The organism is Corynebacterium sp. HMSC034H07 (genome assembly GCF_001815175.1).
GTDB classification, from domain to species: Bacteria; Actinomycetota; Actinomycetes; order Mycobacteriales; family Mycobacteriaceae; genus Corynebacterium; species Corynebacterium hiratae.
This window is the reverse complement of the sequence record NZ_KV819545.1, coordinates 49,325-73,849: the sequence shown is the minus strand read 5'-3', so window position 1 is coordinate 73,849 and position 24,525 is coordinate 49,325. Positions and strand designations below refer to the sequence as shown.

15 protein-coding genes are annotated in these 24,525 nt (G+C 61.6%); 5 read left to right on the top strand and 10 right to left on the bottom strand.

Features of this window, described 5'->3' with window-relative positions:
* The first annotated feature begins 120 nt into the window (after positions 1-120).
* Genes trmB through HMPREF3009_RS12355 form a run of 5 tightly spaced genes read left to right on the top strand, consistent with a single transcriptional unit; the run spans position 121 to position 5,261 of the window.
* Complete coding sequence (gene trmB / locus HMPREF3009_RS12375) at positions 121-894, top strand: tRNA (guanosine(46)-N7)-methyltransferase TrmB (RefSeq protein ID WP_070545160.1); 774 nt, start codon at positions 121-123, stop codon at positions 892-894.
* Complete coding sequence (locus tag HMPREF3009_RS12370) at positions 894-1,505, top strand: NYN domain-containing protein (protein WP_070682284.1); 612 nt, start codon at positions 894-896, stop codon at positions 1,503-1,505. The genes trmB and HMPREF3009_RS12370 overlap by 1 nt, the downstream gene beginning before the upstream one ends.
* A 7-nt stretch (positions 1,506-1,512) precedes the next feature.
* Positions 1,513-3,909, top strand: a complete 2,397-nt coding sequence (locus tag HMPREF3009_RS12365; protein WP_070682281.1) for an MMPL family transporter — start codon at positions 1,513-1,515, stop codon at positions 3,907-3,909.
* On the top strand, positions 3,906-4,916 hold the full coding sequence (locus tag HMPREF3009_RS12360) for a lysylphosphatidylglycerol synthase transmembrane domain-containing protein (RefSeq protein ID WP_070682278.1): 1,011 nt from the start codon (positions 3,906-3,908) through the stop codon (positions 4,914-4,916). Before HMPREF3009_RS12365 ends, HMPREF3009_RS12360 begins: the two co-directional genes overlap by 4 nt.
* On the top strand, positions 4,917-5,261 hold the full coding sequence (locus tag HMPREF3009_RS12355) for a DUF3054 domain-containing protein (protein WP_070682275.1): 345 nt from the start codon (positions 4,917-4,919) through the stop codon (positions 5,259-5,261).
* Here HMPREF3009_RS12355 and HMPREF3009_RS14000 read toward each other — a convergent pair.
* The 10 genes from HMPREF3009_RS14000 to HMPREF3009_RS12310 all read right to left on the bottom strand — a co-directional run bounded on the left by HMPREF3009_RS14000 (position 5,258) and on the right by HMPREF3009_RS12310 (position 24,423).
* Complete coding sequence (locus HMPREF3009_RS14000) at positions 5,258-6,316, bottom strand: ATP-grasp domain-containing protein (protein ID WP_168167371.1); 1,059 nt, start codon at positions 6,314-6,316, stop codon at positions 5,258-5,260. The two genes, HMPREF3009_RS12355 and HMPREF3009_RS14000, sit on opposite strands and share 4 nt — an antisense overlap.
* Positions 6,317-6,377: 61 nt before the next feature.
* Positions 6,378-8,732 (bottom strand): ATP-grasp domain-containing protein, encoded by a 2,355-nt coding sequence (locus HMPREF3009_RS13190; protein ID WP_168167372.1) that lies wholly within the window; start codon positions 8,730-8,732, stop codon positions 6,378-6,380.
* 63 nt (positions 8,733-8,795) lie between these two features.
* Positions 8,796-9,986: an MFS transporter gene (locus HMPREF3009_RS12340; RefSeq protein WP_049156938.1), complete on the bottom strand. Its 1,191-nt coding sequence runs from the start codon at positions 9,984-9,986 to the stop codon at positions 8,796-8,798.
* Between the two features lie 1,535 nt (positions 9,987-11,521).
* Positions 11,522-11,830, bottom strand: a complete 309-nt coding sequence (locus HMPREF3009_RS13995; RefSeq protein ID WP_080975128.1) for a DUF362 domain-containing protein — start codon at positions 11,828-11,830, stop codon at positions 11,522-11,524.
* A 611-nt stretch (positions 11,831-12,441) separates the two neighbouring features.
* Entirely contained in the window at positions 12,442-14,013 is a 1,572-nt protein-coding gene (locus HMPREF3009_RS12335; RefSeq protein ID WP_070682264.1) for an acyl-CoA carboxylase subunit beta, read from the bottom strand.
* Complete coding sequence (locus HMPREF3009_RS12330) at positions 13,986-18,785, bottom strand: type I polyketide synthase (protein WP_070682261.1); 4,800 nt, start codon at positions 18,783-18,785, stop codon at positions 13,986-13,988. Before HMPREF3009_RS12330 ends, HMPREF3009_RS12335 begins: the two co-directional genes overlap by 28 nt.
* A 213-nt stretch (positions 18,786-18,998) precedes the next feature.
* The gene (locus HMPREF3009_RS12325; protein WP_070682258.1) at positions 18,999-20,858 is read right to left on the bottom strand and encodes a FadD32-like long-chain-fatty-acid--AMP ligase; all 1,860 of its coding nucleotides are present in this window, start codon (positions 20,856-20,858) and stop codon (positions 18,999-19,001) included.
* 125 nt (positions 20,859-20,983) lie between these two features.
* The gene (locus tag HMPREF3009_RS12320) at positions 20,984-21,916 is read right to left on the bottom strand and encodes a cutinase family protein (protein WP_049156975.1); all 933 of its coding nucleotides are present in this window, start codon (positions 21,914-21,916) and stop codon (positions 20,984-20,986) included.
* A 66-nt stretch (positions 21,917-21,982) separates the two neighbouring features.
* Entirely contained in the window at positions 21,983-22,501 is a 519-nt protein-coding gene (locus HMPREF3009_RS12315) for a hypothetical protein (RefSeq protein ID WP_070682255.1), read from the bottom strand.
* Between the two features lie 8 nt (positions 22,502-22,509).
* Positions 22,510-24,423: an alpha/beta hydrolase-fold protein gene (locus HMPREF3009_RS12310; protein WP_369816124.1), complete on the bottom strand. Its 1,914-nt coding sequence runs from the start codon at positions 24,421-24,423 to the stop codon at positions 22,510-22,512.
* Positions 24,424-24,525: the final 102 nt, after the last annotated feature.

Below are 24,525 nucleotides of genomic sequence, written 5' to 3'. Positions count from 1 at the left end.
CCCGTACGCCCGTCCCGCTACCCCCACGGCGTCCTGTGTGGCCTCCACCGAGGTGCCCCTCCACCCTCCACGGCGCGGCACGTTGCCCCTCACCCCTGCTTAAGGGAACAATGTCAACTGATGAATAGCGCAGACTCTTCCCAAAATCCCGCCGCGCAGATGCCTCACGGCCGCGGCCTCCAGACGGATTTCAACGCCGAGTTCAACAATGATTTGGACTACCCACGCCTCGGCAACGTGACCTTCCGTCGCGGCACCCTCACCGACAACCAGAACGCCCTCTTCGAGGAGCACTGGCCACAGTTGGGACGCCTGCTTGCCGACGAACCCCTCGACATCCCCGCCTGGTTCGGCCGCGAGGGGGCGAAGACCATCGTCGAGATCGGCTCCGGCACCGGTACCTCAACCGCAGCCATGGCGCCACTCGAGCAGGACACCAACATCATCGCCGTCGAGCTCTACAAGCCGGGCCTGGCCAAGCTGCTGGGTTCCATCGTCCGCAACGACATTGAGAACATCCGCATGGTCCGCGGCGATGGCATCGAGGTTCTCATGCGCATGTTCGCGCCCGAGTCCCTCGACGGCATCCGCATCTTCTTCCCGGATCCGTGGCCCAAGGCCCGCCACCACAAGCGGCGCATCATTCAATCCGGCACGCTCAACCTTTTTGCTTCCCGCCTGAAACCCGGCGGCGTGCTCCACGTGGCCACCGACCACGCCGGCTACGCCGAGTGGATTAATGAGCTCGTTGAGGTCGAGCCTTCCCTCGACTACAAGGGCTGGCCCTGGCCGGAGTGCCCCATCCTCACCGACCGCCAGGTCATCACCAAGTTTGAGGGCAAAGGCCTGGACAAGGAACACGTCATCACCGAGTACCTGTGGGAGAAGAAGTAATGGCCGGCACCTACCTTCTGGTGTGGGACGCACCCAACATGGACATGGGGCTCGGCGCCATCCTCGGCGGGCGCCCCACCGCCGCCTACCGCCCGCGTTTCGACGCCATCGGCCGCTGGCTGGTGGAGCTGGCCTTTGACAACGACGCCACTCCCGAAGCCGCCGTCTTCACCAACGTCACGCCCGGCGGCGCCGACGTCATCCGCCCGTGGGTCGAGGCCATCCGCAACGTCGGCTTCGCCGTCTTTGCCAAGCCGAAGCTGCACGAGGACGATGACGTCGACCCCGACATGGTCGAATACATCAAAGCCAACCGCGAGGATCTCTCCGGTGTCATCGTGGCCTCTGCCGATGGCCAAAACTTCCAGCACCTGCTGGAACAGCTCACGGCTTCCGGTCTGCCCACCTGCGTGCTCGGTTTCCACGAGCACGCGTCGTGGGCGCTGACCCACCCCGATATCGAGTTCGTCGACCTCGAAGACATCGAGGGCGTTTTCCGCGAGCCGCTGCCGCGCGTTAACCTGGATAATCTGCCTCCAGGCGGCGCCTGGCTGCAGCCTTTCCGCCCGCTGTCCGCGCTGCTTCCGGACCGCGCGCCCGAGCACAGTTAGGAGCCGCATGTTTTATTCTTGGGGCCGTTTCTCCTACGCCCACCGCAAGGTCATTCCGCTCCTCATCGTCGGGCTCATTCTGGGCCTCTTCTTTGGCTTCGGCACGCGCCTTGAGGAGCGCATGAGCCAGGAGGGCTGGGAGGACCCGGGGGCGGCGTCGACAAGCGCGGCGCAGATCGAGTTGGAGACCTTCGGCCGCGACAATTCCGGCGACGTCATCCTGCTTTTCGACGACCCCGATGCCCACGCCGCCGAGGCCAAGGCCTTCCTCGACGAGCTCCAGACCCAGTACCCGGAGCAGATCGACTCCGTCACCAGCTACTTTGATAAGCGCAACCCGAACCTCATCACGCAGGATCACTCCACGGCCTTCGCCGCCATCGGGCTCAAGGGTGACGGCGAGCAAACGCTCAAGGACTTCCGCGCCATCGAGGATTCCCTGCACTCCAGCGGGCTGCCCGTGCAGGTAGCGGGTGCCACTGCCGTGGCCGATGCGCTGGACGAGGGTATGGCCAAGGACATCTCCCGCGCGGAGAAGGCCGCTCTGCCGCTCGTCGGGCTGCTGCTGTTGATTGTCTTCGGCTCCGTCGTTGCGGCCTTCATGCCGCTCGTGGTGGGCGGGCTGTCCATCCTAGGTTCCTTGGGTATCCTTTCCATCCTGGCCGGCTTCCTGCAGGTCAACGTGTTTGCGCAGGCCGTCGTGACGCTGCTGGGCCTGGGCCTGGCCATCGACTATGGCCTGTTCATGGTTTCGCGCTTCCGCGAGGAGCTGGACAAGGGCCGCGATACCAAGGAGGCCGTGGCGATCACCACCGCCACCGCCGGCCAGACTGTGGTCTTCTCCGCCGCCATGGTGGCCGTGTCCCTCTCCGGGCTTTTCCTCTTCCCACAGGCCTTCCTCAAATCCGTGGCCTACGGCTCCATCTCCGCCGTCGGCCTCGCTGCTCTGCTCTCGGTGATGGTGCTGCCCTCGCTGTTTGGCATGCTGGGTCACAACATCGATAAGTGGACCGTGCGCAAGACCTCCCGGCGCGGGCGCCGCATCGAGGACACCTGGTGGTACCGGATGCCGCGCTGGGCCATGGGCCGCGCAGGTCTGATGACCACCGCCATCTGCGCCCTGCTCATCGCGCTGACCCTGCCGGTGCTGGGCGTGAAGTTCGGCGGTATCAACGAGACCTACCTGCCGCCCAACCAGGACGCGCGCGTGGCACAGGACCAGTTCAACGAGCAGTTCCCTTCCTTCCGCACCGAGCCGGTCAAGCTGGTGGTGAAGAACGCGACGAACGAGCAACTTGTTGACGTCGTCATGCAAGCCCGCTCCATCCAGGGTCTGACCGAACCGATGGGCCCGAAGACCGCGACTGTTGACGGCACCACCGTCCTCGGCGCCGGCATCCAAGACCGCGATGACTACGCGCGGATCGTCCACGAGCTCGAGAACATTGAGGCACCGGAAGGCGTGGAGCTTTATGTCGGCGGCACCCCGGCGATGGAGGTCGAGTCCCTCGACGCGCTCTTCGACACGCTGCCCTGGATGGCCCTCTACGTGGTGCTGGCCACCTTCATCCTCATGGCGCTGGTCTTCGGCAGCTTCATCCTGCCGCTCAAGGCCATCATCATGACGCTGCTCTCGCTGGGTGCGACGCTGGGCATTTTGACGCTCATGTTCGTCGACGGCCTCGGCTCCGGCCTGCTCAACTTCACCGCCGGCCCGCTCATGAGCCCGATTCTGGTGCTCATCATCGCCATCGTCTTTGGCCTGTCCACGGACTACGAAGTCTTTCTGGTTTCGCGCATGGTGGAGGCCCGCCGCCGCGGTGCTTCCACGGACGAGGCCATCGCGGCGGGTACCGCGCACACCGGCGGCATCATCACGGCGGCCGCGCTCATCATGATTGTGGTCGCGGGAGCCTTTGGCTTCTCCGACATCGTGATGATGAAATACATCGCCTTCGGCATGATTTTTGCACTGCTTATCGACGCCACCATCGTCCGCATGCTCCTCGTCCCCGCCGTCATGCACCTGCTGCGCGAGGACAACTGGTGGGCCCCGCGCTTCCTCACACGCCTGACCCACCGCCTCGGCGGCGAGAACTCCCCAGCTGCCGAGCCGGTGCCCACCGCCCCAGTACTGAACAACGAAGAGGCCGCACCGACTGAACAGGCTGCGCCGTCCCCCGCCGTTACTACCGAGCGGGACGAGCCGCGTTCTTCGACTGGGTCCACCGAGCAGGCCGACGCGCCCCATTCTCCCGTGACTCCGGCAGAACAGGTTGAGGAGGCGTCGCCAAGCACGGCGAACGAAGCCGCCGTACGCGGGGACCGCAGCGCCGATACTGACGAGGAGCTCATCCCCTTCTCCGAGCTGGTCAAGCGCCTCAATTCCACGGATGGTCGATGAAAAAGAACTGGCTGACCTGGATAATTTCCCTGCTGATTCTGGCCGCGCTGGCGTGGTTCTTCCGCGACCAGCTGGACTTCATCTCCGAGGGATTGCGCCGCCTGCGCCACGCTGAGCCTTTCCCCGTGGTGCTGGTGGTGTTCTTCGCACTGCTGTCCATCGCGGGTATGGCGGAAGTGATGAAGCGGCTCATCGGCGCAGGCGGCGTCAAGGTGCCACTGCGCGAAACCTATGCCATCACGCTGGCCTCCAATGCCTGGTCCACGACTCTGCCGGCGGGCCCTGCCTTTTCGGCTTTGCTCACCTTCCAGGTGCAGCGCCGCTGGGGTGCGTCGGTGGCGCTGTGCAGCTACTTCCTGTTTTTGTCCTCGATTATTAGCTCGATGTTCCTCGCGCTCATTGGCCTGGGCGGGGTGTTTTTCCTCAACGCCGACATGGCTTTGGGCTCGTTGATCACCACGGTTGTCCTCATGCTCGCGGCACTCGGCGGCATCTTCTGGCTGACCTCGCACCCGGTGACCCTTGAGCGCTGGCTGCGCAAGCTGCGGCCGGGGCCGAAGCGGGACCGCGCGATTCAGGAGATGCGCAACCTCGGCGAGGTCCACCTTTCGCGTGGCTCCTTCGCTGTGGTTGCCGGGGCCTCCCTTGTGCACCGCCTGGCCGATATGGCCGCCCTGTGGGCTTCGGTGTGGGCGGTAACCGGCGAGATTCCGTGGCTGCGTGCCGGCGCCGATCACACCACCCTGGCAGGCGTCGCACTGGCCTTCCTGGCGGCGAAGCTGGCTGGCTCCGCGCAGGTCACCCCGGGTGGCGTGGGTACGGTGGAGGCCGCGCTCATCGCCCCGCTGGTGGCGACGGGCCTCACCGCGGTGCATGCCACCTCCGCAGCCATCATCTACCGGCTTATTTCCTTTGCGCTGATCACTATCATTGGATGGGTCATCTACTTCGCCCACTACGCCCGCGATGGTTTCTCTTACGCGGCGTTGAACCGGAAGGAATCCTAAATGCGCGTTGCCCCGCTTATCGACGTCATCTCGCTCGTCCTCTTCGCCATCCTCGCCCGCCTGGCGCACGGCGGCCTGAGCTTTAGCTCCTGGGTCGATGCCTTCTGGCCGTGGACCGTGGGCGCGCTCGTGGGCTGGGTCATCATCATGGCAGCGAAGCTGAGCGGCCTGTGGCGGGAGGGCGTCGTCGTGTGGCTGAGTGCCATTATTGGCGGCATGGCTCTGTGGATGCTGGTCAATGGCCGGCTGCCGCACTGGTCCTTCCTCATCGTGGCCACCGTGATGTCGGCGCTGCTGCTCTTTGGCTGGCGAGCCATCGCGGCCTTTGCAGCCCGGCGTTCCTAATCGCTCACGGTAATCCGCAACCTACCCATTGCTCGGTCCAGAATATCCTCCGGATCTTCTCCGCCGCACGCGTGCGCTACGAGGCAACCAAGCCGCTCTGTTGAGGAGCTCGCAGTCTGCACCCTTACACCAGGTTCTGCTGTGCAATAGCCAGCGAGGATTCCTGGTTCTGATAGCGCCTCCTCGACCCCACTAACGGCTGTGATAGTGCCGGGAGGGACTTGGATATAGCGGACAGCGCTACTGTGACCATCGCGCCGTTGAGGAAAGACAAATCCATCGTTAAGAGCGTTTTTTCTACCGTGCTGATGCAAAGCATCTGCAATGAGAGGATCAAAAATGTTCACACCGTGCACAGAACTGACGAGTAGGTGAATGAAGTCGCCGCCTGGGCGCACGTGCCCTTCACCTAGAACCACCCCCTGGCCGTCCACCCACCAGCCCTCGACATGAAAGAGCCCCGCGCTCAGTCCCCATGCGTTTAGGGCAGAAACGACAGATGCGGCTATCTCTTCTTCATGATCGGAGAGAAGGACGCTAGGGTAACGGTGGCCGATTTCCACCACGCCCTCAAGCCTCTTATCAGTGATACCAACCACGACAGGTTCGGAAGCATAGAAATATCCCTCCGCTGAAAACTCAGTGCCTTGGACGAATGTTTCGACGAAGCCGTCCGACAGTGTTCGGAGTGCCTCCCTCGCACTCTCGAGATCAGTGTGAACACTCACTCCAGCGCTGCCTGACCCACTGCGTGGCTTCACGACCCAAGGACCTGTTATATCTCGCGGTTCCTCTGCCGTCGCAGGTTGTTCGAAGCCAGCATCACGCAAGCATTGACGAGCCTCATCCTTCCGCTTCAATCTAGCTACATACTCTGGAGCGTTGCCACAATCGTCGAGAAGAGCGGTCTGATATGTGTAGTCTTCGCGGAAGCATACGTAACCTTCACAGTCACTGTATCCAGTTGATTCCTTCCGAGCGAGCGCTTCGTCGAGATTCTTCCCGTCTAATTCGATGAGCTCTACACCTTGGCGAGCAGCGGCATCTCGAAGCATGCCTAGCTGATGATGACCGTGCGGCATCCGAGGAAATGCCCCGACCAAGCCTATTCGTTGCTTATTCAACGACTACCTCCACTTCCCGAAGCCTCGATTCAAAAGCTTCAATCTCTCTCCGGGACGCCGCAACTACTACAACTTCCGCAAGGATTGAACTCAAGGTGTCAGCAGGGGGTTGCCTAATCAAATCGCCGACATGCACGTGTTGTTGGGATTCTACGACAATAGGAGCAGTAGGAAGCTGACCCATAGATTTAAGCACTCCCTCTTTTTCAGTATGTAGCTTGAATGTTGCCGCCACATAGCCATCGCGGGGCACCGCAAATGAAGGTCTCTGCCCCGTTGCAATGCGTACCAAATCGCGAGCGAAGGATACACCGGTTACCTGCGGTACCAAGTGGGAGGCAATGTAGTCTCCACCTGGTCGAGCAGCAATCTCGACCAATTTAACTGTTGATGTTCTAGCATCAAAGAAGAATTCCATGTGGAACGCACAATTATTGATTCCGAGGGCTTTAATTGTCGCCTGTAGAAGCGGCTTCACCGCAACCTGAATTCCCTCTACGGCCGATGGAAAAACCTGTCCAATTTCCAATCGAAACTTAGCTGTAGTCGTTTTATCTGTCACGCCTATGAGATGAACTTCCCCTTCGTACACATATCCCTCAGCGCTGTGTTCACTTCCGGTCAGTAACTCCTCCACTACCATCGGGCCGCCCCATCGGGACACTGCAGCCGAAACTTCCTCCGCCGTATGACACAGGGAAAACCCTCGAGATCCAGAAGCATCCACTGGCTTAACCACACACGGGACCGTGATTCCTGCACCCTCCATTACCGATTGCGCATTATCCCCCGGCTCAATAAACGAAAATGAAGGAACCATCTGCGGTGCGATACTCTGTACGGCCTTTCGCATCTCAAATTTGTTCCGTGCCTTCAGAGCAGCGGTCTGCGATGGTGCAGGAAGGTCGAGTTTATCGGCAAGCAAGGACACCGTCTCTACATCACGGTCGCTGAAAGTGACAACTCCACGGATGTCGTAGCGGGATGACAATTCATCCACTGCTGCAATGACAGCATCGTGGTCATTGGTATCGAGCTGCACTGTCTCTACGATGCCAGCAGGTCGAACTTCCTTGTCAGTGAGAAGCACCGCACCATCAGATGCTTCGAACGCTGGTGTCCATTCCGCGGCAGTTCTCCGGTGGTTGAGATAGAGAACTACATCGTTGGCCATCTTGAACCGAACCTGCGATGCGTGGCGAACTGCGTCCGCGTGCGTATCAGCTTCCACGAAACCTACTCTGTCCCAAGAGCATGCTGGTTCGGAGACCCAGGTATTAGGTTCAACTGTGATAACGCAATGTCCCGTTGGATCTTCAACGCTCCGTACCAAACCCCGCGGCGCATGAATGAAGCGAATAGCTGCTGAAGAACTAGGTTGTTGTGGCACTGAGACCGCATATTGGCACAGTGCACGTGCCCACTGCTCATAGAGATTTACTTTCCACGCCCGATTAATGAGAAGCATGATTCGGTCGCCTGGTGGGCGGCCTGCGCATTCGATGGGTGTGGTGCCCTTGAATTCGGCATGCAGTAGAGCGGTCTGCACCCCCAACTTCGACACCAGGTCCCGCATGGCCTCCTCCACCCCGGGATTGTGCTGTCCTACTTCGTGTCCTAATTCCACGGCACCGCTAGTCTCTTTGCTCGTAATGTTCAGGAACACCACATCACCATCGACTACGAGGCATTCGGCCGACGTCTCATCTCCCTCTATCAAGCTCTCGCAAATGTAGCGAGTATCCCATGGTCGGCCCGCTTCCTGGCGAGGTTCGCGTGCGGTCGACGTATGAGTCCACGCCTTCGAAACCTCTTCAGATGAACGAATGATTGAGACACCAAGTGAGGCCTGACGGTTCGCCGGCTTAATCACACAGGGCGGCTCGAAGATGTCGCTTTCGCTCTTAACCTCAGTCCATTGAACTCCGCCCACACAACGGCGGAACGCAATTTTATCTCGCAAGGGAGCATCTTCCCCTGCATGCGGCAGGCCGACGGCGCGAGCTGCAGCATTGGCAGCACCTACGGCATACTCCAAGCCCGGCACGATGCCATCAACATGCGTACCCTTTAGAATCTCACGGATACACTCGACGGCTGCAGGAGAATTGTTCTGGTATTCGCACCACTCCCACCGCGAAAGAACAGATCGAATTCGAGGGTCAGCAGATCGCTTTTCAAGTCCCTTCTTTTCATACAGTGAACGCTCCTCCACCACGATGACGCAGAATTCTGTGTCTGCCTCGGCAAGAGCGCAAAGGGCCTCGTGATTATAGCCAAACATCACTAGCGTCAGCGTTCGAGGAGAACTGCCGGAACCATCTGCAGAGCGGTCGTTCAATTTCATATTCATCGCCTTTTCATTGATCTGTTTGTTGGTTTGTCAGTTTCAGTGTCAATAGCCGCGCTCTCAATGCTTAGCCGAGGATGGAACCTTGTCGCATTGTTTAGCGTCATGTTCTCCACTCATTAAGCGCACAACAAAGCAGCAGACAATAAGCACGGCAGCAGACAACGCGATCCATTGAGGAGCAACGATGACACCAAGCCCAAGACCGATTCCTTCCCCAGTGGCAACCACTAACTGTCGCGCCTGAACCGCTTCTAAAGAACCAGTCATTGGTAACGAAAGAAGCGCTGCGTCCACCAGCGGAATAAAAAGAGTCTCCGCGAAGGAAAAAATGATTATCCCAAGAAACGGGTTAATCTTCACCGCGACCAGGGCAATTACAAAAACTAAAGGAGAAACCAGCACCAACGTCTGATTCGATAGTCCGCTATCTCGTGCTTTCTTAATCAATCGCGTACCCAGAGGCTGAAGCAGTACCACCGAAAGGGCATTTACGGCAAATACCGTTCCTCGGATGACCGGCGACGTGTAATGCGCACTGACTGCTACCGCTATGGAAGAAAAGAGCTGACTATAAAGCATGTAGCCAACCACCACGCCGAGAACAACCCATCGCACAGTTGCCTTGCCTAGGGGCTGAATTACCCTACGAGCAAAGGAACCCCGGACATCAGCTTTCCGAGGTCTTAGCTTGTATGACAACGTCAACGCCGGTACAACTGCAGCGGCCAAGTAGCACGCAGCGGTATAAAAAAAGATCACATTCGACGTCGCTGAGAACAGGACATTGCCGATGACTGGCCCGACCGCTGCTGAGACGTTCACCGCAATATTGATCGATCCAAAAATCTCTAACTTAGTCGTCTCAGATGCTTCGGATTCAACAAGGTAGTGCCGAATACTCGATCCATTCATGTTTATCCCTGCTCCGGCCAAGAGCAAGGCAACGACCAGCAGTGGCGCATTAGGTTGGAGACCGATGACAAAGAAAGAAACCGACGCCGCAACTAGGCCGATCTGCATGGCCGCAGCGAAGGGAAGCAACCGTAGGAGTCTCCCCATCACCAAGGTTGATGCTCTTACCGAAATACCAAAGGCAGCCATCGCACAACCAGCGATGAACGGAGAAACCTTATCAGGAAGCCAGAGCGCCAGAATCGGCATCACAGCGAAGTAGCCGAGATGCGACAGAAAATAGTCAAACACAAAACTGTATCGAGCCAGCCGCGTCACACGTGCGTCAACAACCATTTGCTATCCGATCACCCAAGGATTCAGGTAAACGACTACTTTCAGCCGAAAACTCAGTCACAGATGATTGCTCCAACAGTGTACTGAGGTATTCCCCCATTCGGCGCGAAGCCGTGACACAATTCATGAGGTCCTCATCGGTATAGCGCTCTCCGGATTGGCGCATTGCTCTAATATCACCGAAACCAAGAAGCTGTTCTCCTCCATGGCTCAGAGAATAGGGGGCTCGAATCGCATGCCTTACGGAGTACCGAATGTGTCCAGTATGGTGAAAGTCCAGGTTAGACGAAATATCTGGCAGAGTAGCTGGGTGATACCTCATCGGACGCATTTCCGCCGGCGAAGTGTTTCCCCAAGGCTGAAGATGCCACGAGTTGTATCGCATTCGAGACGAAATTGCGTGTAGCTCGTCCTCAGTATGCCGATCCCCGCCTAGTACCCAACAGTAATGTGAGTACATGTCAAAGTCGGAAAGCTCTTCAATCGCCCCTTCTTCTAAAGCTTTCCTTAGAGCTCCAATCTCCCTAAATCCCCTGGTCATAACAACATCACTTCGCGTTTGGCACTTTATCCGTTCAATGGTTTCAGAGGCCAGCTCGACAAAACCCGCGAGCGTGAATTCGCCGTCATCACAGAGCTTCGAGGGATTCGTACCACCCTCGGGGGAGCTAGTAGCTTCCACTACCGATACAATCTTGCGACGGGTAACCCCCTCGATCCGTCGACACTGCTCATTTTCTAAATCTTGTTGAGGCCGAAGCTTCGTTATGCTCCCAAGGTCTTGGCCGTTGAGAGTTTCGAGCGAATTCGGACCGCCAGCTTTCGAGAGCTCACAGGCCCAGAAGAAATATAAGACTCGTACAGTAACCGGGCCGAGAACCTCCTCTTCCGTAAAGTCTAAGGTGTGAGCTGAGCAGTCTTGCTGACTTGGTAGAGACCTAGGCTCCCTGAAATTCTGAACAGCTTCGCCATTCCAATAGCAACAAACCGGTGGGATTTCCCGGAGCGCTTGATTCACACTTCGAACCCTTACGGCAAGTTCTCCTTGTTGATGATATTCCTCGATCGCAAGAGATACGCGACGACTCATGGAAATCGAACTGCTCTGACATTTCTCCAATTCACGTTCAACCGCTTGGGGTAGATCAGGGCAAAATACAGTCCGACATCCGATTTCGTCCTCGCGGAGGTAATCTGCTTTCTCCTCAGCTGGGGAAATCTCTAGCTTGACCTTTCCGTGTACTAGCAGGGAGACTCGTAGCATGACCTGATTTCTGTTTTCACCACAAGGGTTCCAATCAGAATCGCGAAACAATCGTCGTAAGACCTTCTCACGCGGGGAAAGACTGATCAACGCCTCACTTCTGGTCAAACGCCCGTCAAATGAAAGCAGTTTGTCCACCCAGCGAGAGACCTCAATTCCCTCACCCACCTGACGTTCCATTGCAATCCAGAGTGAATGAAACCTCGACTCAACGTCCAAACAGTTCGGTCTTGAGCCCCCTGCTTCCACACCTTTTCGACTTGGAAGTCGGCTAAATTGCTTCTTCACGTTGCTCTACCTTTTTCCAAAGCCCTTCCGGGGTACCGTTACGCTGTCCCTCCAAATCCTCATATATGCAATCCATTGGGCATGCTTTCACACACTGCGGACAACCTGAGCAGAGTTCGGGGATGATTACAGGTCCGTGATCTAGAACCACGATTGCTGCAAAAGCAGCTGGGCAACGCCTAACACATTCTTGACAATTTATACACTCGCCCCCCGCAATAAAACGCGGAGGGCGTTTCCAGCGCGGATCAGGTTTTCGCTGCTGAATACGAGCTGTCAAGTCTAACGCCATGAGGCATTCTCCTCGTCTCTCTCACAATATTTTTGATAGTGAGGTACATTACAGCGCGTTGTAGCTAGTGTCCACCATTACACGCGATTTGTTTTATTTATCTTAAGCGAAACCACGGATTGAGCTTCTCCAAAGGGCAAAATGGCGCCTAGCAACCTCCGATTTGTCCGGAGTTCGCCCAGCATAAGCCTAGTGCCGTCGTGTTCACCAGAAACGCCAACCAATCGAACATAAAACGAAACCCCTCTGCACGGCCTGAAGGGTCCGTGCAGAGGGGTGCTGTTCGCGTAGAGCTTACTTCGAGCTCAGGGAAGAACCGGAGACGGTAACACCGGCGCGGTTGAGCAGCATGATGACGAGGTTGATGATGTCGCCACTGAGGTCAATAACGCTAGACAGCATGAGAGTTCTCCTTTATTCGATGACCTAGACTTAATGTCTATCGTGCGAGTATGCCTCTGACGTTACGCCTTACGCGAAAAATCCGGCAGGTTTTTGGGGAATGGCCCTAACCGGCCACAGCTCCTACCCAGCACCGCGGCAAGCTACAAGGTTGACCGCCCCAGTAGAGAATTCGGCAGGGCAACCATCCCGCCGGCGCTGGCGATGGGCTAGAGCGGGGAGATGGTGTGCTTCTTGGGCAGGTCCTTCTCCTGCTTATCGGCAAGCTGGCGCAGCGCGCGGCGCAGGGCTAGACGCGACTCGGAAGGCTTAATCATGCCATCGAGGTAACCGCGCTCCGCGGCGACATAGGGCGCGGTCATGGTCTCGTCATAGAAGTCCATGAACATCTTCTTCGTCATAGCGCGCTGCTCTGGGGTCTCGGCGGCCTCGAGCTGCTTGCCGGCAATCATGACCACGGCGGCGGCCGATCCCATCACGGCGATCTGGGCCGTCGGCCACGCCAGGTTGATGTCACCCGTCAGGTTCTTCGAACCCATCACGGCATAAGCACCGCCATAAGCCTTGCGCACAATGAGCGATACCTTCGGCACGGTGGCCTCCACCACCGCAAACGCAAACTTCGCGCCGCGGTGAATCAAGCCCGCCTTCTCCTGGTCCACGCCCGGCAGGTAGCCCGGCGTATCCACTACGAAGACCAGCGGGATGTTGTAGGCATCGCAAATACGGATAAAACGCCCGCCTTTATCGGCAGCGTCCGCATCAATACAACCCGCCGAATGCATCGGGTTATTCGCCACAAAGCCCACGGCCTTGCCATCAATACGGCCAAAGGCGGTAATGACGTTGGGGGCGTAGTTTTCCTGGATCTCGATGAGATCGTCATCGTCGCCAAGTTGTGTGAGCAGGTCCATCATGTCGTAGCCGGCGTTCGTGTCATCCGGCATGAAGGAATCCAGCTCGGTGTCTTCAGCCACCTCGTCATCAGAAGGTGCGTCGAAGACCGGAGACTCGTCGAAGCAGGTCAGCGGCAGGTGATCCAGCAAATCGCGCACCAAGTCAAAGGCCTCATCCTCCGAGGGCACCACAACAGACACGTTGCCGTTGAGCTCCTGCTGGCGCGCAGAGCCGAGGTCATGGGAAGAGATCTCCTCGCCTGTGACTTCCTTGATCACGTTCGGACCCGTCACGTACATCTCCGCCTCACCATCGACGGCGATGATGAAGTCCGTGGTCACCGGCGCATACACCGCGCCACCGGCGGACTTGCCCATCATGATGGAAATCTGCGGGCTGCGGCCGGACAGCGGCAGCTGGCGGCGGGCAATCTCGGAGTACATAGCCAAAGACGTCACCGCGTCCTGAATGCGCGCACCACCGGAATCCTGAATACCGATAACTGGGCAACCAATCTTGATGGCCAGATCCATGATGTCGGTGACCTTCTTGCCAAAGGTCACGCCCACGGAACCGCCGTAGACGGTCTTATCGTGCGCATAAATGCACACCGGGCGGCCGTTGATGCGGCCGTGGCCGGTGACCACGCCGTCGGAGTAAATCGCGTCCGGATCACCGGGGGTCTTGCCCAGGGCGCCGGTTTCGACGAAAGAGCCTTCGTCGAGAAGCGCGGCGATGCGTTGGCGCGGAGTCGAGCGGCCGGCCTCATCGCGACGGGCCCGGGAGCGTTCACTGCCGGGGTCCTGGGCGCGCTCGAGGCGCTCGCGTAGGTCCGCTAGCTTGTCAGCGGTGCTAGTCACTTCCGAATCTTCTCCTCGATCCATTCCTCCATGTGCTTGCCCACGATACCGATTGCGGGCTCGTCGGGAACCGCCAGGTGGTCGCCCGGCAGCTGCACAATCTCCAGATCCTTCACGATAACGCCCCAGCCACCGTCCGGGTTAATCTCCGCATAGGCAGGCTCGAGCTCGATGGCGCCGTCATGCATGCGCTCGGAGCGGAAGAGGATGACGGGCACGCTTACCGACGCCCACCGTCCCATATCCAGCGAGCCCAGAATCTGGTTATCCACGAAGGACGCACGTTGGTGTTCGAGCACGCCGGCGGACAGGCCGTGCTCAGAGGCGTCGGTGGAGCTAAGGAATTCCGCGAGCATGGCCATGAGTGCATCCTCGCCCACGGTCTCCAGCATCTCGTAGGGCGGCTCGAAGTCGAGGCCATAGGTCTTCTTGGCGAAGGCGGCGTAGCGCCCCCAGCGGGCCTTGGTTTCCTCCAGTGTCTTCGGGGCCGGATGCGCCGGCTGGGTGGTATCCAGCAGCGCGATGAAGGCCACCTCGGCCGCATCCTCGCCGCGGGCGGCGCGCTCCTGGAGCTGGTAGGCCACCTCATAAGCCAGCGCGCCACCGAAGGACCAGCCGCCGAGCACGACCTTACGGCCGCGCGCGTAGTGCAGGATGTCCTCGATGTAGGCGGCGGCGCGATCCTCCAGGCTGCCCTCGAGACGCTCCACGCCGTAGACGGCGACGTCGGCAGGCAGGCGGCGAGTCAGCGGCTGGTAAACCACGGTGGGGCCGCCGGCCGGGTGGAACATGAAGACGGCGGGGCCATCGGCCTCGCGCAGGACACGGATATTGCCCTCGACCTCGGTCTCCAGGCCTTCGCGGACCAGATCCGCCAGGTTCTCCAGTGCTTCGGCCTCGTAGACTTGTTGCGCGGTGACCTCGATGCCGGCGCGCTCGGTGAGACGCTCGGCAATCTTCTCAGCCACCTCATCGCTGACCTGCGGCAGCGCGGAGGTCACTCCGGCCGCGGCCTTACCGGTGAAGGTGGCCCAGGTGCCGAAGACCATGCGCTCGGAGGCATCGCGCGGTGCGACGCCTACGCCCGTGCTAGCCTCCTCGGCCGCTCCCTGTCCCGCAGCTTCCTTCGCGCTCGCAGCGGAAGAGTCTTCAGCGGAGTTGTCGTCCGCGGAGGGCGCATCAGCGGCCGCGTCGGCCGGCGCCTGCGCGGCAGCACCGGGCTGCTCGGACACGGCATCTTCGACCATGGTGATGACGTCGGCGAGGGAGGCGTCGCGAAGCGCCTGCACCTGCAGCGGCGGAATCTGGAAGTCATTCTCCACGCGGTTCTTGATGCGCATGCCCATGAGCGAATCCAGGCCGAGATCAATGAGCGGCAGCTCACGCGGGAGATCGGAGACGTCGTAGCCCATGGACTCCGACACGATGAGCGCCAAGCGCTCCTCCACGCTCTCCTTCTCCGGGTCCCAGCGCACGGCATCGGCGCCCACATCGGGGTCAGCGAACTGCGGCGCGGTCACCGCCTGCGGCAGGCTCGGCTCCGGGGGCGCAGCGGGTTCGGCAAGGTTGAGCGTCGACGCAAAACCTTCCGCGATGAGCTTGGTCGTCGCACCATCCACGTAGTGCACCGCCAGCGACAGCCCGCCCAGCGTGCGGCGGACAATCGTGGTGACCTCGCCCTTCGCGGGCAGGTCAAGGTGCTCCTCGCTCGCCGCGATGTGGGCGCCCGGGGTCACGGCCTCGGCGGCTGCCTCCAGGATGGCCAGTGCACTCGGCGCCTGGTCGGCGTTCGTGGAGAACGCCACCGCGCCCTCCGGCAGCGTCACGCGCGCTCCCGGCAGGCCGGATACGCCCGAAGAAGGACGAGCGTTCGTCCAGAAACGCTGGCGGCGGAAGCGGGTATGGGGGGCGGCGACAAGCGCACCGGAGCCGAAGACCTTGGTGTAGTCCACCGGAGTACCCGTGACGTAGAGCTTGCCCAACAGGTCCAGCAGCGACTCGGTGGGATCCACCTTGCGCTTCAGGCTGTAAAGCAGCTGCGCATCCGCCTTGCCCGCGGCAAAGGCGGTGGACATCAGACCCATGAGTGCAATCGGGTTCGGGGAGATCTCCACGATCTGCGTGTGCCCAGCCGCAAACGCCGCCTCCGTCGCATCCTGCAGGTAGACGGGCTTGCGGGTCATGCGGATCCAGTAATCCTCATCGTGCAGCACCGCACCCGGGCGGTAGACCTTGCCGCGGTCGACGGAGGAGAAGAGCGTCGTATGCAGCGGAGCAGCTTCCATGCCGGCGATTTCCGCATAGAGTTCACCCAACAGCGGATCCACAGCGGAGGTGTGGCCCGCGCCCTTAACGTTGAGCGCGCGGGCGAACTTGCCCTCGCCGTCGAGCTTCTCCACCAGCGCGAGGACCTCCTCGCGCGGGCCGCCCACGGTGGTCATGCCGGGGCCGGTGTAGACGGCGGGCTCGATGGAACCCGGAAGAGCGTCGATCTCCTCGGCGGAGAGCTCGACGACGGCCATGGCGCCCTGCTGGTCGTCGGGAAGCGAGGCCTCGCCCTCCCCCATGAGGCGCGCGCGGTGGCAGGCGATGAGCATGGCGTCGGCCGCCGTGATGCCGCCCGCGGCGTAGGCCGCGCCGATCTCACCCATGGACATGCCGATAACGCCGGTTGGGCGCACGCCGAAGGTGGCCAGCAGGTCCGTCAGCGCGATCTGGATGGCGGTGATGGCCACCTGCGCAGTTTCGGTGTTATAGGTCTGCTCGTCATCACGCACCAACTCCAGGATGGACCAGCCGGATTCGCGCTGCACGATGGCGTCGAGCTCCTCCAAGCGCGCGAGGAACTGCGGCGAAAGGGCAATCATGTCCTTGGCCATCTTGCGGTGCTGGGAGCCGAAACCGGAGTACATGAACACCGGGCCGTGCACCGTCGGGGAATCCGCCGCGGCGATGCCGACGGAGACGGTTCCCTCGGACACCTGGCGCAGGCGCTTGACAGCTTCTTCGCTTGACGACGCCACCACTACCGCCCGCGAGCGCCCATGGTTACGGCGCGCGAGGGTGCGGGCCAGGGAGAGCAGGTTCGGGTTCTCGGCTTCGATGTAGTCCGCTAAGTCGGCTGCGGCTGCGGCGCGGCGCGAGGGCAGCAGGCCGGAAACGGGCAGGGCCACCGGGTGGCCTTCGCCGATGGCGACCTGCGGGGCGTCCTGGTGGGTCAGCCCGCGGTAGTCGGTCAGTACCACGTGGGCGTTGGTGCCGCCAAAGCCGAAGCCGGAGACACCAGCGATTTTCTGGCCGGAGTACTCGGGCCACTCGCGCGGGTCTTCGACGACTTCGAGGTGCTCGGCGTCGAAGTCGATATAGCGGTTGGGGCCCGCGTAGTTGATGTTTGGCGGGATAACGCCGTGGCGCATGCCCTCGATGACCTTGATGAGGCCCACCACGCCGGCCGCGGACTCGGAGTGGCCGATGTTGGTCTTGGCGGAGCCCAGCAGGGTCGGGTTATACGGTTGGCGGCCCGGGCCCAGCACGCGCCCCAACGCGGTGGCCTCGATGGGGTCACCGAGGATGGTGCCGGTGCCGTGGGCCTCGACGTAGTCGACGTCCTGCGGGCGGATGCCGGCGTCGGCGTAAGCGCGCTCGAGGACGTCGACCTGCGCGTCTGGGTTGGGGGCGGCCAGGCCGTTGGAGTGGCCGTCGGAGTTGACTGCGGAGCCCTTGATGACGGCGTGGATGGTGTCGCCGTCGCGTTCAGCGTCTTCGAGGCGCTTGAGCACGAGCACACCGGCAGCGTCCGCGCGGACGATACCGTCGGCGTCGTCGGAGAAGGCGTGGATGGCGCTGGTGGGCGAGGTGACACCCAGCTCGCTGAAACCGATGGAGGCGTGCGGCGAAGCGAGGATGTTCACGCCGCCGGCCAGAGCCGTATCAGCTGCACCTACGCGCAGGTCCTTGACCGCCTGGTTGACCGCCACGAGGGAGGCGGAGCAGGCGGTGTCCACGTTGAGGGAAGGCCCGCGCAGATCGAAGGCATAGGACAGGCGGTTGGCAACGATCGCCGAGGACGTGCCCGTCATGGCATAAGGGTGCATCTCGGCGGGGGCGGCGGTAATCAGCATGCCGTAGTCATTGTTGGTGGAGCCCATGTAGACACCGGTGGCGGTGCCGCGCAGCTGGTTGGCGGGCAGGCCGGCGTCTTCGAGGGCCTCCCACGCCACCTCCAGGAGAATGCGCTGCTGCGGGTCCATGTTGGCCGCCTCCAGCGGGGAGAGGCCGAAAAACTCGGCGTCGAAGGAAGCGATGTCCTCGATGTAGCCGCCGTCGGTGTTCTGCTGCTCCATCTTCTCGCTGGTAATCGGGTCAGAGGAGTACTCCGACCAGCGGCCAACGGGCAGCGGGCCGGTGCCGGCGCGGCCCTCGACGAGCATGTTCCAGAACTCGTCGACATTCTTGGCGCCCGGGAAGCGGCCGGCATAGCCGATGACGGCGATGTCCCCGCCCGCGATGGCGGCCGAGCGTGGTGCCGCCGCTCCCGGCGCGCTGTCTGCCGGGGCGCCGGCGGCGCCGTTGACGAGACGCTCGGCCAGCTGCGCGATGGTGGGGTACTCGTAGGCCACGGTGGGCTCGAGCTTAATACCGAGGAGGTTTTCTAATTCGCCGGAGAGGACTACTGCGTCACGCGAGGACAGCCCGAAATTCTCCAGTGGCTTGGTGTCCGTGATTTCCTCTGCCGACAGGCCGGTGGTCTGCGCAACCCAGGTGCGCAGCCAGCCACGAAGCTCTTCAACGGTCATAAATCTCTAGCTTTCTTACGCGGACTAAAATTTTCTATCTATGCGGTCGATTTTGCGCAGCACAAAAGCGCGCACATCGATGCGTCTATAGGGGTTATCGGACGATTATCTCACTTTGTTAACTTAGGTCTCATAACCGACATACCCACAGGCAGCGGCAACCCCCGCCCCCACGGCTCACGCGGGGAACGGGGGTTGAATGGTGCGGGGCCTTTAAGAGGCGAGGTAGCTCTTCTTGGCCACGCGGCGGGCAATCTTGCCCGAGGAGGTGCGCTTGATCTCGTTAGCGCCGAACCACTGGATGACGGCCGGGGTCACGCCGTGGTTCGCGGAGACCGCGGAGCGGATGACCTCGGATGCGGCGGCGTCATCGGCCGGGTTGGCGTCGTCGGCGCGCTCGATGAGCAGCACGAGCTCCTCGGTGCTGCCGCCTTCCACGGAGAAGGCCGCGATGGAGTCCGCGCGCACGTGGTCCGAGGCCTCCTGCACGGTGCCTTCGATGTCCTGTGGGTAGTGGTTGCGGCCAGCCACCACGATGAGGTCCTTGAGACGACCGGTGATGTACACCTGGTTATCCACGATGGCCGCCAGGTCCCCCGTGGCCAGCCAGTTGTTGTCCTCCGGCGCGTTCGGCACGCGGGTGCCCTCCGCCAGGCGCTCCCCCAGCGTGTTGTGGAAGGTAGAGGCAGTTTCTTCCGCGCGGTCCAAGTAGCCGGCGGCACGGTTCTCTCCATGCAGCCAGATCTCGCCCACACGGCCATCCGGCAGCTCGACCTTGGTCTCCGGGTCCACGATGGTCAGGTGCTGGGCCACGACGCTCTGACCACAGGAGGCGTAGGCCACGGAGTCCGCGGACTTCTCCACGATGACTGCTTCGCCCTCGGCCAGACGCTCGCGGTCGAAGTGGGAAATGATCGGGCGCTCCAGAGTCTGCGGGGTGGTGACGATCAGCGAGGCCTCCGCCATGCCGTAGGAGGGGCGCAGGGTCTCACGGCGCAGGCCGTACTCCTCCTTGCCAAAGACCTCCCAGAAGGAATTCACCGCGGACTCCGTGACCGGCTCCGAGCCGATCACGATGCCATCGACGTTGCTGAAGTCCAGCGTCTCCCCCGCCGCCGGAGCACCGTAGCGCGCGGCAAGCTCGAGGGCGAAGTTGGGAACCACGGCGTAGGTTCCCTGCAGCTGCTCATCGATGGGCTGACGCTTGAGCTGGTCAATCCAGCGCTTAGGTTGCTGGACGAAGTCACGCGGCGTCATGATCTCCAGGTTGACGCCCAGGATGGTCACGAAAACCGCCAGGATGATGCCCATGTCGTGGTGCATCGGCAGCCAAGAAACCACGCGGGCCGGCAGCTTAATCTGTACCGCGGTGAAGATCTGCAGCACGTTGGTCATGATGTTGCGGTTGGTCAGCAGCACGCCGGCCGGGGTGCGGGTGGAACCGGAGGTGTACTGCAGGAAGGCCGGCTGGTCCAGCGGCGCGGTCTGTAGCGCGGCAAGCGCGGCCTTGCCTTCCTCCGTCTCCAGCGGGTTGACCCAGCTCTGTGCCAGCGAATCCGGCAGGGAGTCGATGGAGATGATGCGCGGGCGCTCGGCTGCTGGGCGGTCCGAGAAGTACGCGCGGTTGGCGGCAGCGGACGTGTTGTTGGTCAGCACGATCGACGGGTTGGCATCGCCGAAGACCGCCCGCAGGTGATCGGTGTGGCCGGGCTCGTTCGGATCATAGAGCGGGATCGGGGTCATACCGGCGTACATCGCGCCCAGGAAGCCGAAGATGTACTCGGGGGAGTTGCCCGCCAGGATGGCCACGCGATCCCCCATCTTGCCCACCTGCTGCAGGCGCGCTGCTACCGCCTTGATGCGGGTATTGACCTGGGAGCGGGTGATATCGCGCGGGGTGCCCTCCGGATTATCGGTATAGACCCACTGGCGCATGACCGGGCGATCCGGGATTCCCGCCTGCTGCTCCGCGGCATAGACGTGTTCGGCGAGCCCCGCCAACGTGAGGTGAGGCGGCAGGGCGATGTTGCCCTTGTCGTCGAAGAACTGGCCGATCAAGGCTTTCAGGTCCATGTGGGAAAGCTCCTTCGTAGGGTAGAGAGGGGCGCGCACCCCTGCTTCACGTACTTTTGACATTGAAAATATCAGAAGGAGTGTGCCGAACGTTACATGGCGCGCGGGCGGGACGTCGTCAAGCGCTACTGCGCGTCGATGGTGTCCTTAGCCCACTGCGTGACCCACTGGTTGGTGGTGACCCCTTCGATAACGTCCGGATTGTAGGCATACAGTGCATGAACGCCGTTGGCGTCGATGAGGTCACGCGCTCGTTCGAGCCCGTTGCTCACGTCCAGGGGCGCATCACAAATAGAGTCATTCGGCGCACAGATTTGGAAAGTGCGGTCCGCCAACTCCCCAAAGCCATTGGCGCGCGCACCGCGCATGGTGGCGCCCGGGACGATGCCCTGAATCAAGGTCGACACCGGCTGCAGGGCAATCTCCGCGCCCACGCCGCCGACGTGCGCACCCGGGTTAATGCCCACGCCGTCCTGGCGCCGGCCGTCCGCAATGAGGGCCACACCCGCCACGCTCTCCGCGGGGATGGGTCCATTGCCGCCGCCGATGCGGTCCGCCACATCACCCGCGATGACCGCTCCCTGCGAAAATCCGCTCAGGATGAACTTCGTGTCCGGGCAGGTCTCGTGCATGTAGGTCAGCTCGCCCTCGAGGCGCGAGGTGCCTTCGTTGCGGGAATCGTCGTAGCTCATCTCGTGCTGCGCGTTGATGTTCTTAAACTGCGCGGTGTACGGCAGCGTCCACACCTTAACGTCCTCGGGGACGTAGGCCTCCTTCAGGGGATTCGTGATCGAGAGCATGAAGGAGTTCGGGTTCGCGCCCGGGTTGATCGGATCATCGTCCGCGGCGGATTCCCACGTTCCCGGCGCGGAGATGAATTCCACGCGCGGGCACCAGTCCGGCTGCTCGGGGGCCGTGTTGTCCTCCTCCTGGGAAGGGGCAGGCTCCGCAAGGTTTCCTTGTTCCCCTTCCTCACGGGTGTTGAGGAAGTGAACCGCTCCCCCGCCAATCAGGGCGAGGAGGACGACCACGGCAAGGACGGTCAGTGTGTTACGCATGGTTTTACGCATGAAGAAATTTCTACCTTGGAAAGGTGCGGGATTCCCTGGGGAATCCCTGCCACATTACTGAGCGCAGAGCGCGCGGCCCTGCTCGGTGATGAGCTGGACGAGTTCTTCGTGGCTGAGCTCGCTGCGGCCCTGCTCGATGAGCTGCCCGGCCACCGCGGGCACGGTGACGGTATCGCCCTGGCAGGAGGCTTGCGCGGCACCCACCAGCTGGTCCTCCACACCGTCAATGTTCACGCCCTTCTCAGCCACTGTGGCCAGGAAGTCCTGGTCCGGGCCCTGTTCAGGCGCGGGCGCGGGAATTTCGGAGATCTCGCGCGCGCCGCGGTCCTCCGGCTCGTCGCCTTGCGCTCGCTCACTCTGCTCGGAGGGCGACGCCGACGCTGAGCTGGCTGACGCTGAGCTTGACGACGATTCACCGCTCGCCCCCGAGGAGCGCTCCAGCGGCGCCACCGACGTTTCGGTGGCCTCACCTTCCTCGACGGTGGCGGAACCGCAGCCGGTCAACAGCGCGCCGGCGGCCAGCAAGACGGCCGCGCCGGCTGCCGCAGCGGGACGGGCGGAGAAAAATCGCATGGCCGTCCCTACTTCTTATCCGCCTGGATCTGGCCCATGACCTTGCGGATAACACCGTGCTGGAAGGTCTGGGTCAGCCCGCCGGCCGGGATCGTCGCATAATCCTCGGTGGGCCAGCCGAACTCGCCCTGCTCGTAGCCGTGCTTGCCCCACTCATCAAAGATCTCGCCCTTGAGGATGTAGTGCGCGCCGGAGTCCATGGACCAGTAGATGTTGCCGTGCTCGAACTCCTGGAAGAAGCCGCCGTTGACGGCCTTCTCCTCACCCACCGGGAAGCCCAGCTCGGAGTCAGCAGCCTTCAGCTCCTTGTACTTCGCGCCGATAGCACCGTGCACGATGTGGAAGGAACCGTCCGGGTTGCGGGTCAGTACGCCGTCCTCGAACTCCTGGACCTCGCCGTCGCCGACCTTGTTCGGCTCGGCTACCGGGTACTTGAGGTCGCCGCCCTCGAAGCCGTTCTTGCCCCAGGCGTCGAAGAAGTCCTTCGAGATAGGCCAGGCGCCGGTCTCCGGGGTCCAGTAGATGGAGCCATGCTCGAAGTGGACGTAGCGTCCGCGACCGTCGGGGGTCTTCTCCTCACCGGTCTTCGGGAAGCCCAACCAGGAGGTCGGGCCACCGAGCTCGGAGTAGCGTGCGCCGATGCGGCCGATAACGGCGTGCGCACCGGTCTCCGGGGACCAGTAGGCGGTACCGGCCTGGAAGTCCTGGGCCTTGCCGCGCTCGGCGACGTCATACTCGTTGTTCACGCAGGAGCCGATGATGCCGGACTTGGTGGCCTCAGCGATGGCGCCAACCGGGGTGCAGTCCGCGCCACGGTCGCTCTTGTCCAAGCCGAGAGAATCGGCGATGTAGGGCCATGCCTCGGTCATCTCGAACTGCCAGTATTCCCAGCTGTGAACGCCGGTCGGGCGGAACTTGACGACCGGCTCAACGCCGGCGCGCTTGGCGTAGTCAACGAAGGTCTGGGTGGACATGCGCGAGATTGCTTCCAGGCCCACGCCGGCCATGTTGGCCTGGCCCTTCGCCACGGAGCCGAGTTGGCCGTAGTCGTCCTTGCCGTTGCCGGCGGAGACATAGACCTTCATGTCCTTGAGGTTTTCAATACCCAGCTTCGGATCGTGGTCGATCCAGTCCTGGGAGTAGAGATCGCCCCACATGTTGGTGGAGGTGAATCCGCCGGCATCGGCCTGCGCGGCGGTAATGGCCTCCGGCATACCGGTGGTGGTGGTGTCGAGGTAACCCGAGAAAGAGCCAACATACTTGAAGGCCCAGGGGTTGCGCTCGGCCAGGTTCATGGCGGCGGTACCACCCATGGAGATACCGGTCACGGCGCGCTTGCCGTTGGAGCGGTAGCCCTTCTCCAAGATCGGGATGAGCTCCTTCATCAGGAAGGTCTCCCACATGTAGTGGGTGCCGTTGTCTTCCTTCTGCCAGTCGGAGTAGAAAGAGGACTCGCCGCCCACCGGCATGATGAGGTTGACGTTGCGGTCGGCGTACTGGGACAGGATGTTGGTCTCGATGGTCCAACCGGACTCATCGTCACGCGCGCGCAGGCCGTCGAGTGCCCAGACCTCCGGGAAGGTCTTGTCCGGGCTGGAGTACCAATCGCGCGCGAGCTGAATCTGCACGACCTGCTCCTTGTCCGGCATCGCAGCGGACTTGATGTAGACCTTGAGGTGGCGGTTGGTCAGATATTCCACGCGGGAGACGGACACGCCCTCCGGCAGGCCCTCAATCTTCGGGTACTCCGTCTCCACCGGAGTACGCTGCGGCGGGTTGGACGGCGCGAAGGAATCGGAGAAGTTAGAGCTTCCCAGCAGGTCGGTAATGCCCTCGCTCGAGGAGCTTGAGGACTGCGCGTTTGCGATAGGCAGCAACGCAAAGCCCACTGCCACGGCGGTGGGCAGCGCAGCGATGGTCAGGCCCTTGCGGGCTGCGGACGGGGAACGCAGGCCGGAATCCTTAGCGGACCGGCGAGGCTGAGATGACGCAGTGTTCGGCATTGAAGAGTCCTTTTAAGGGGT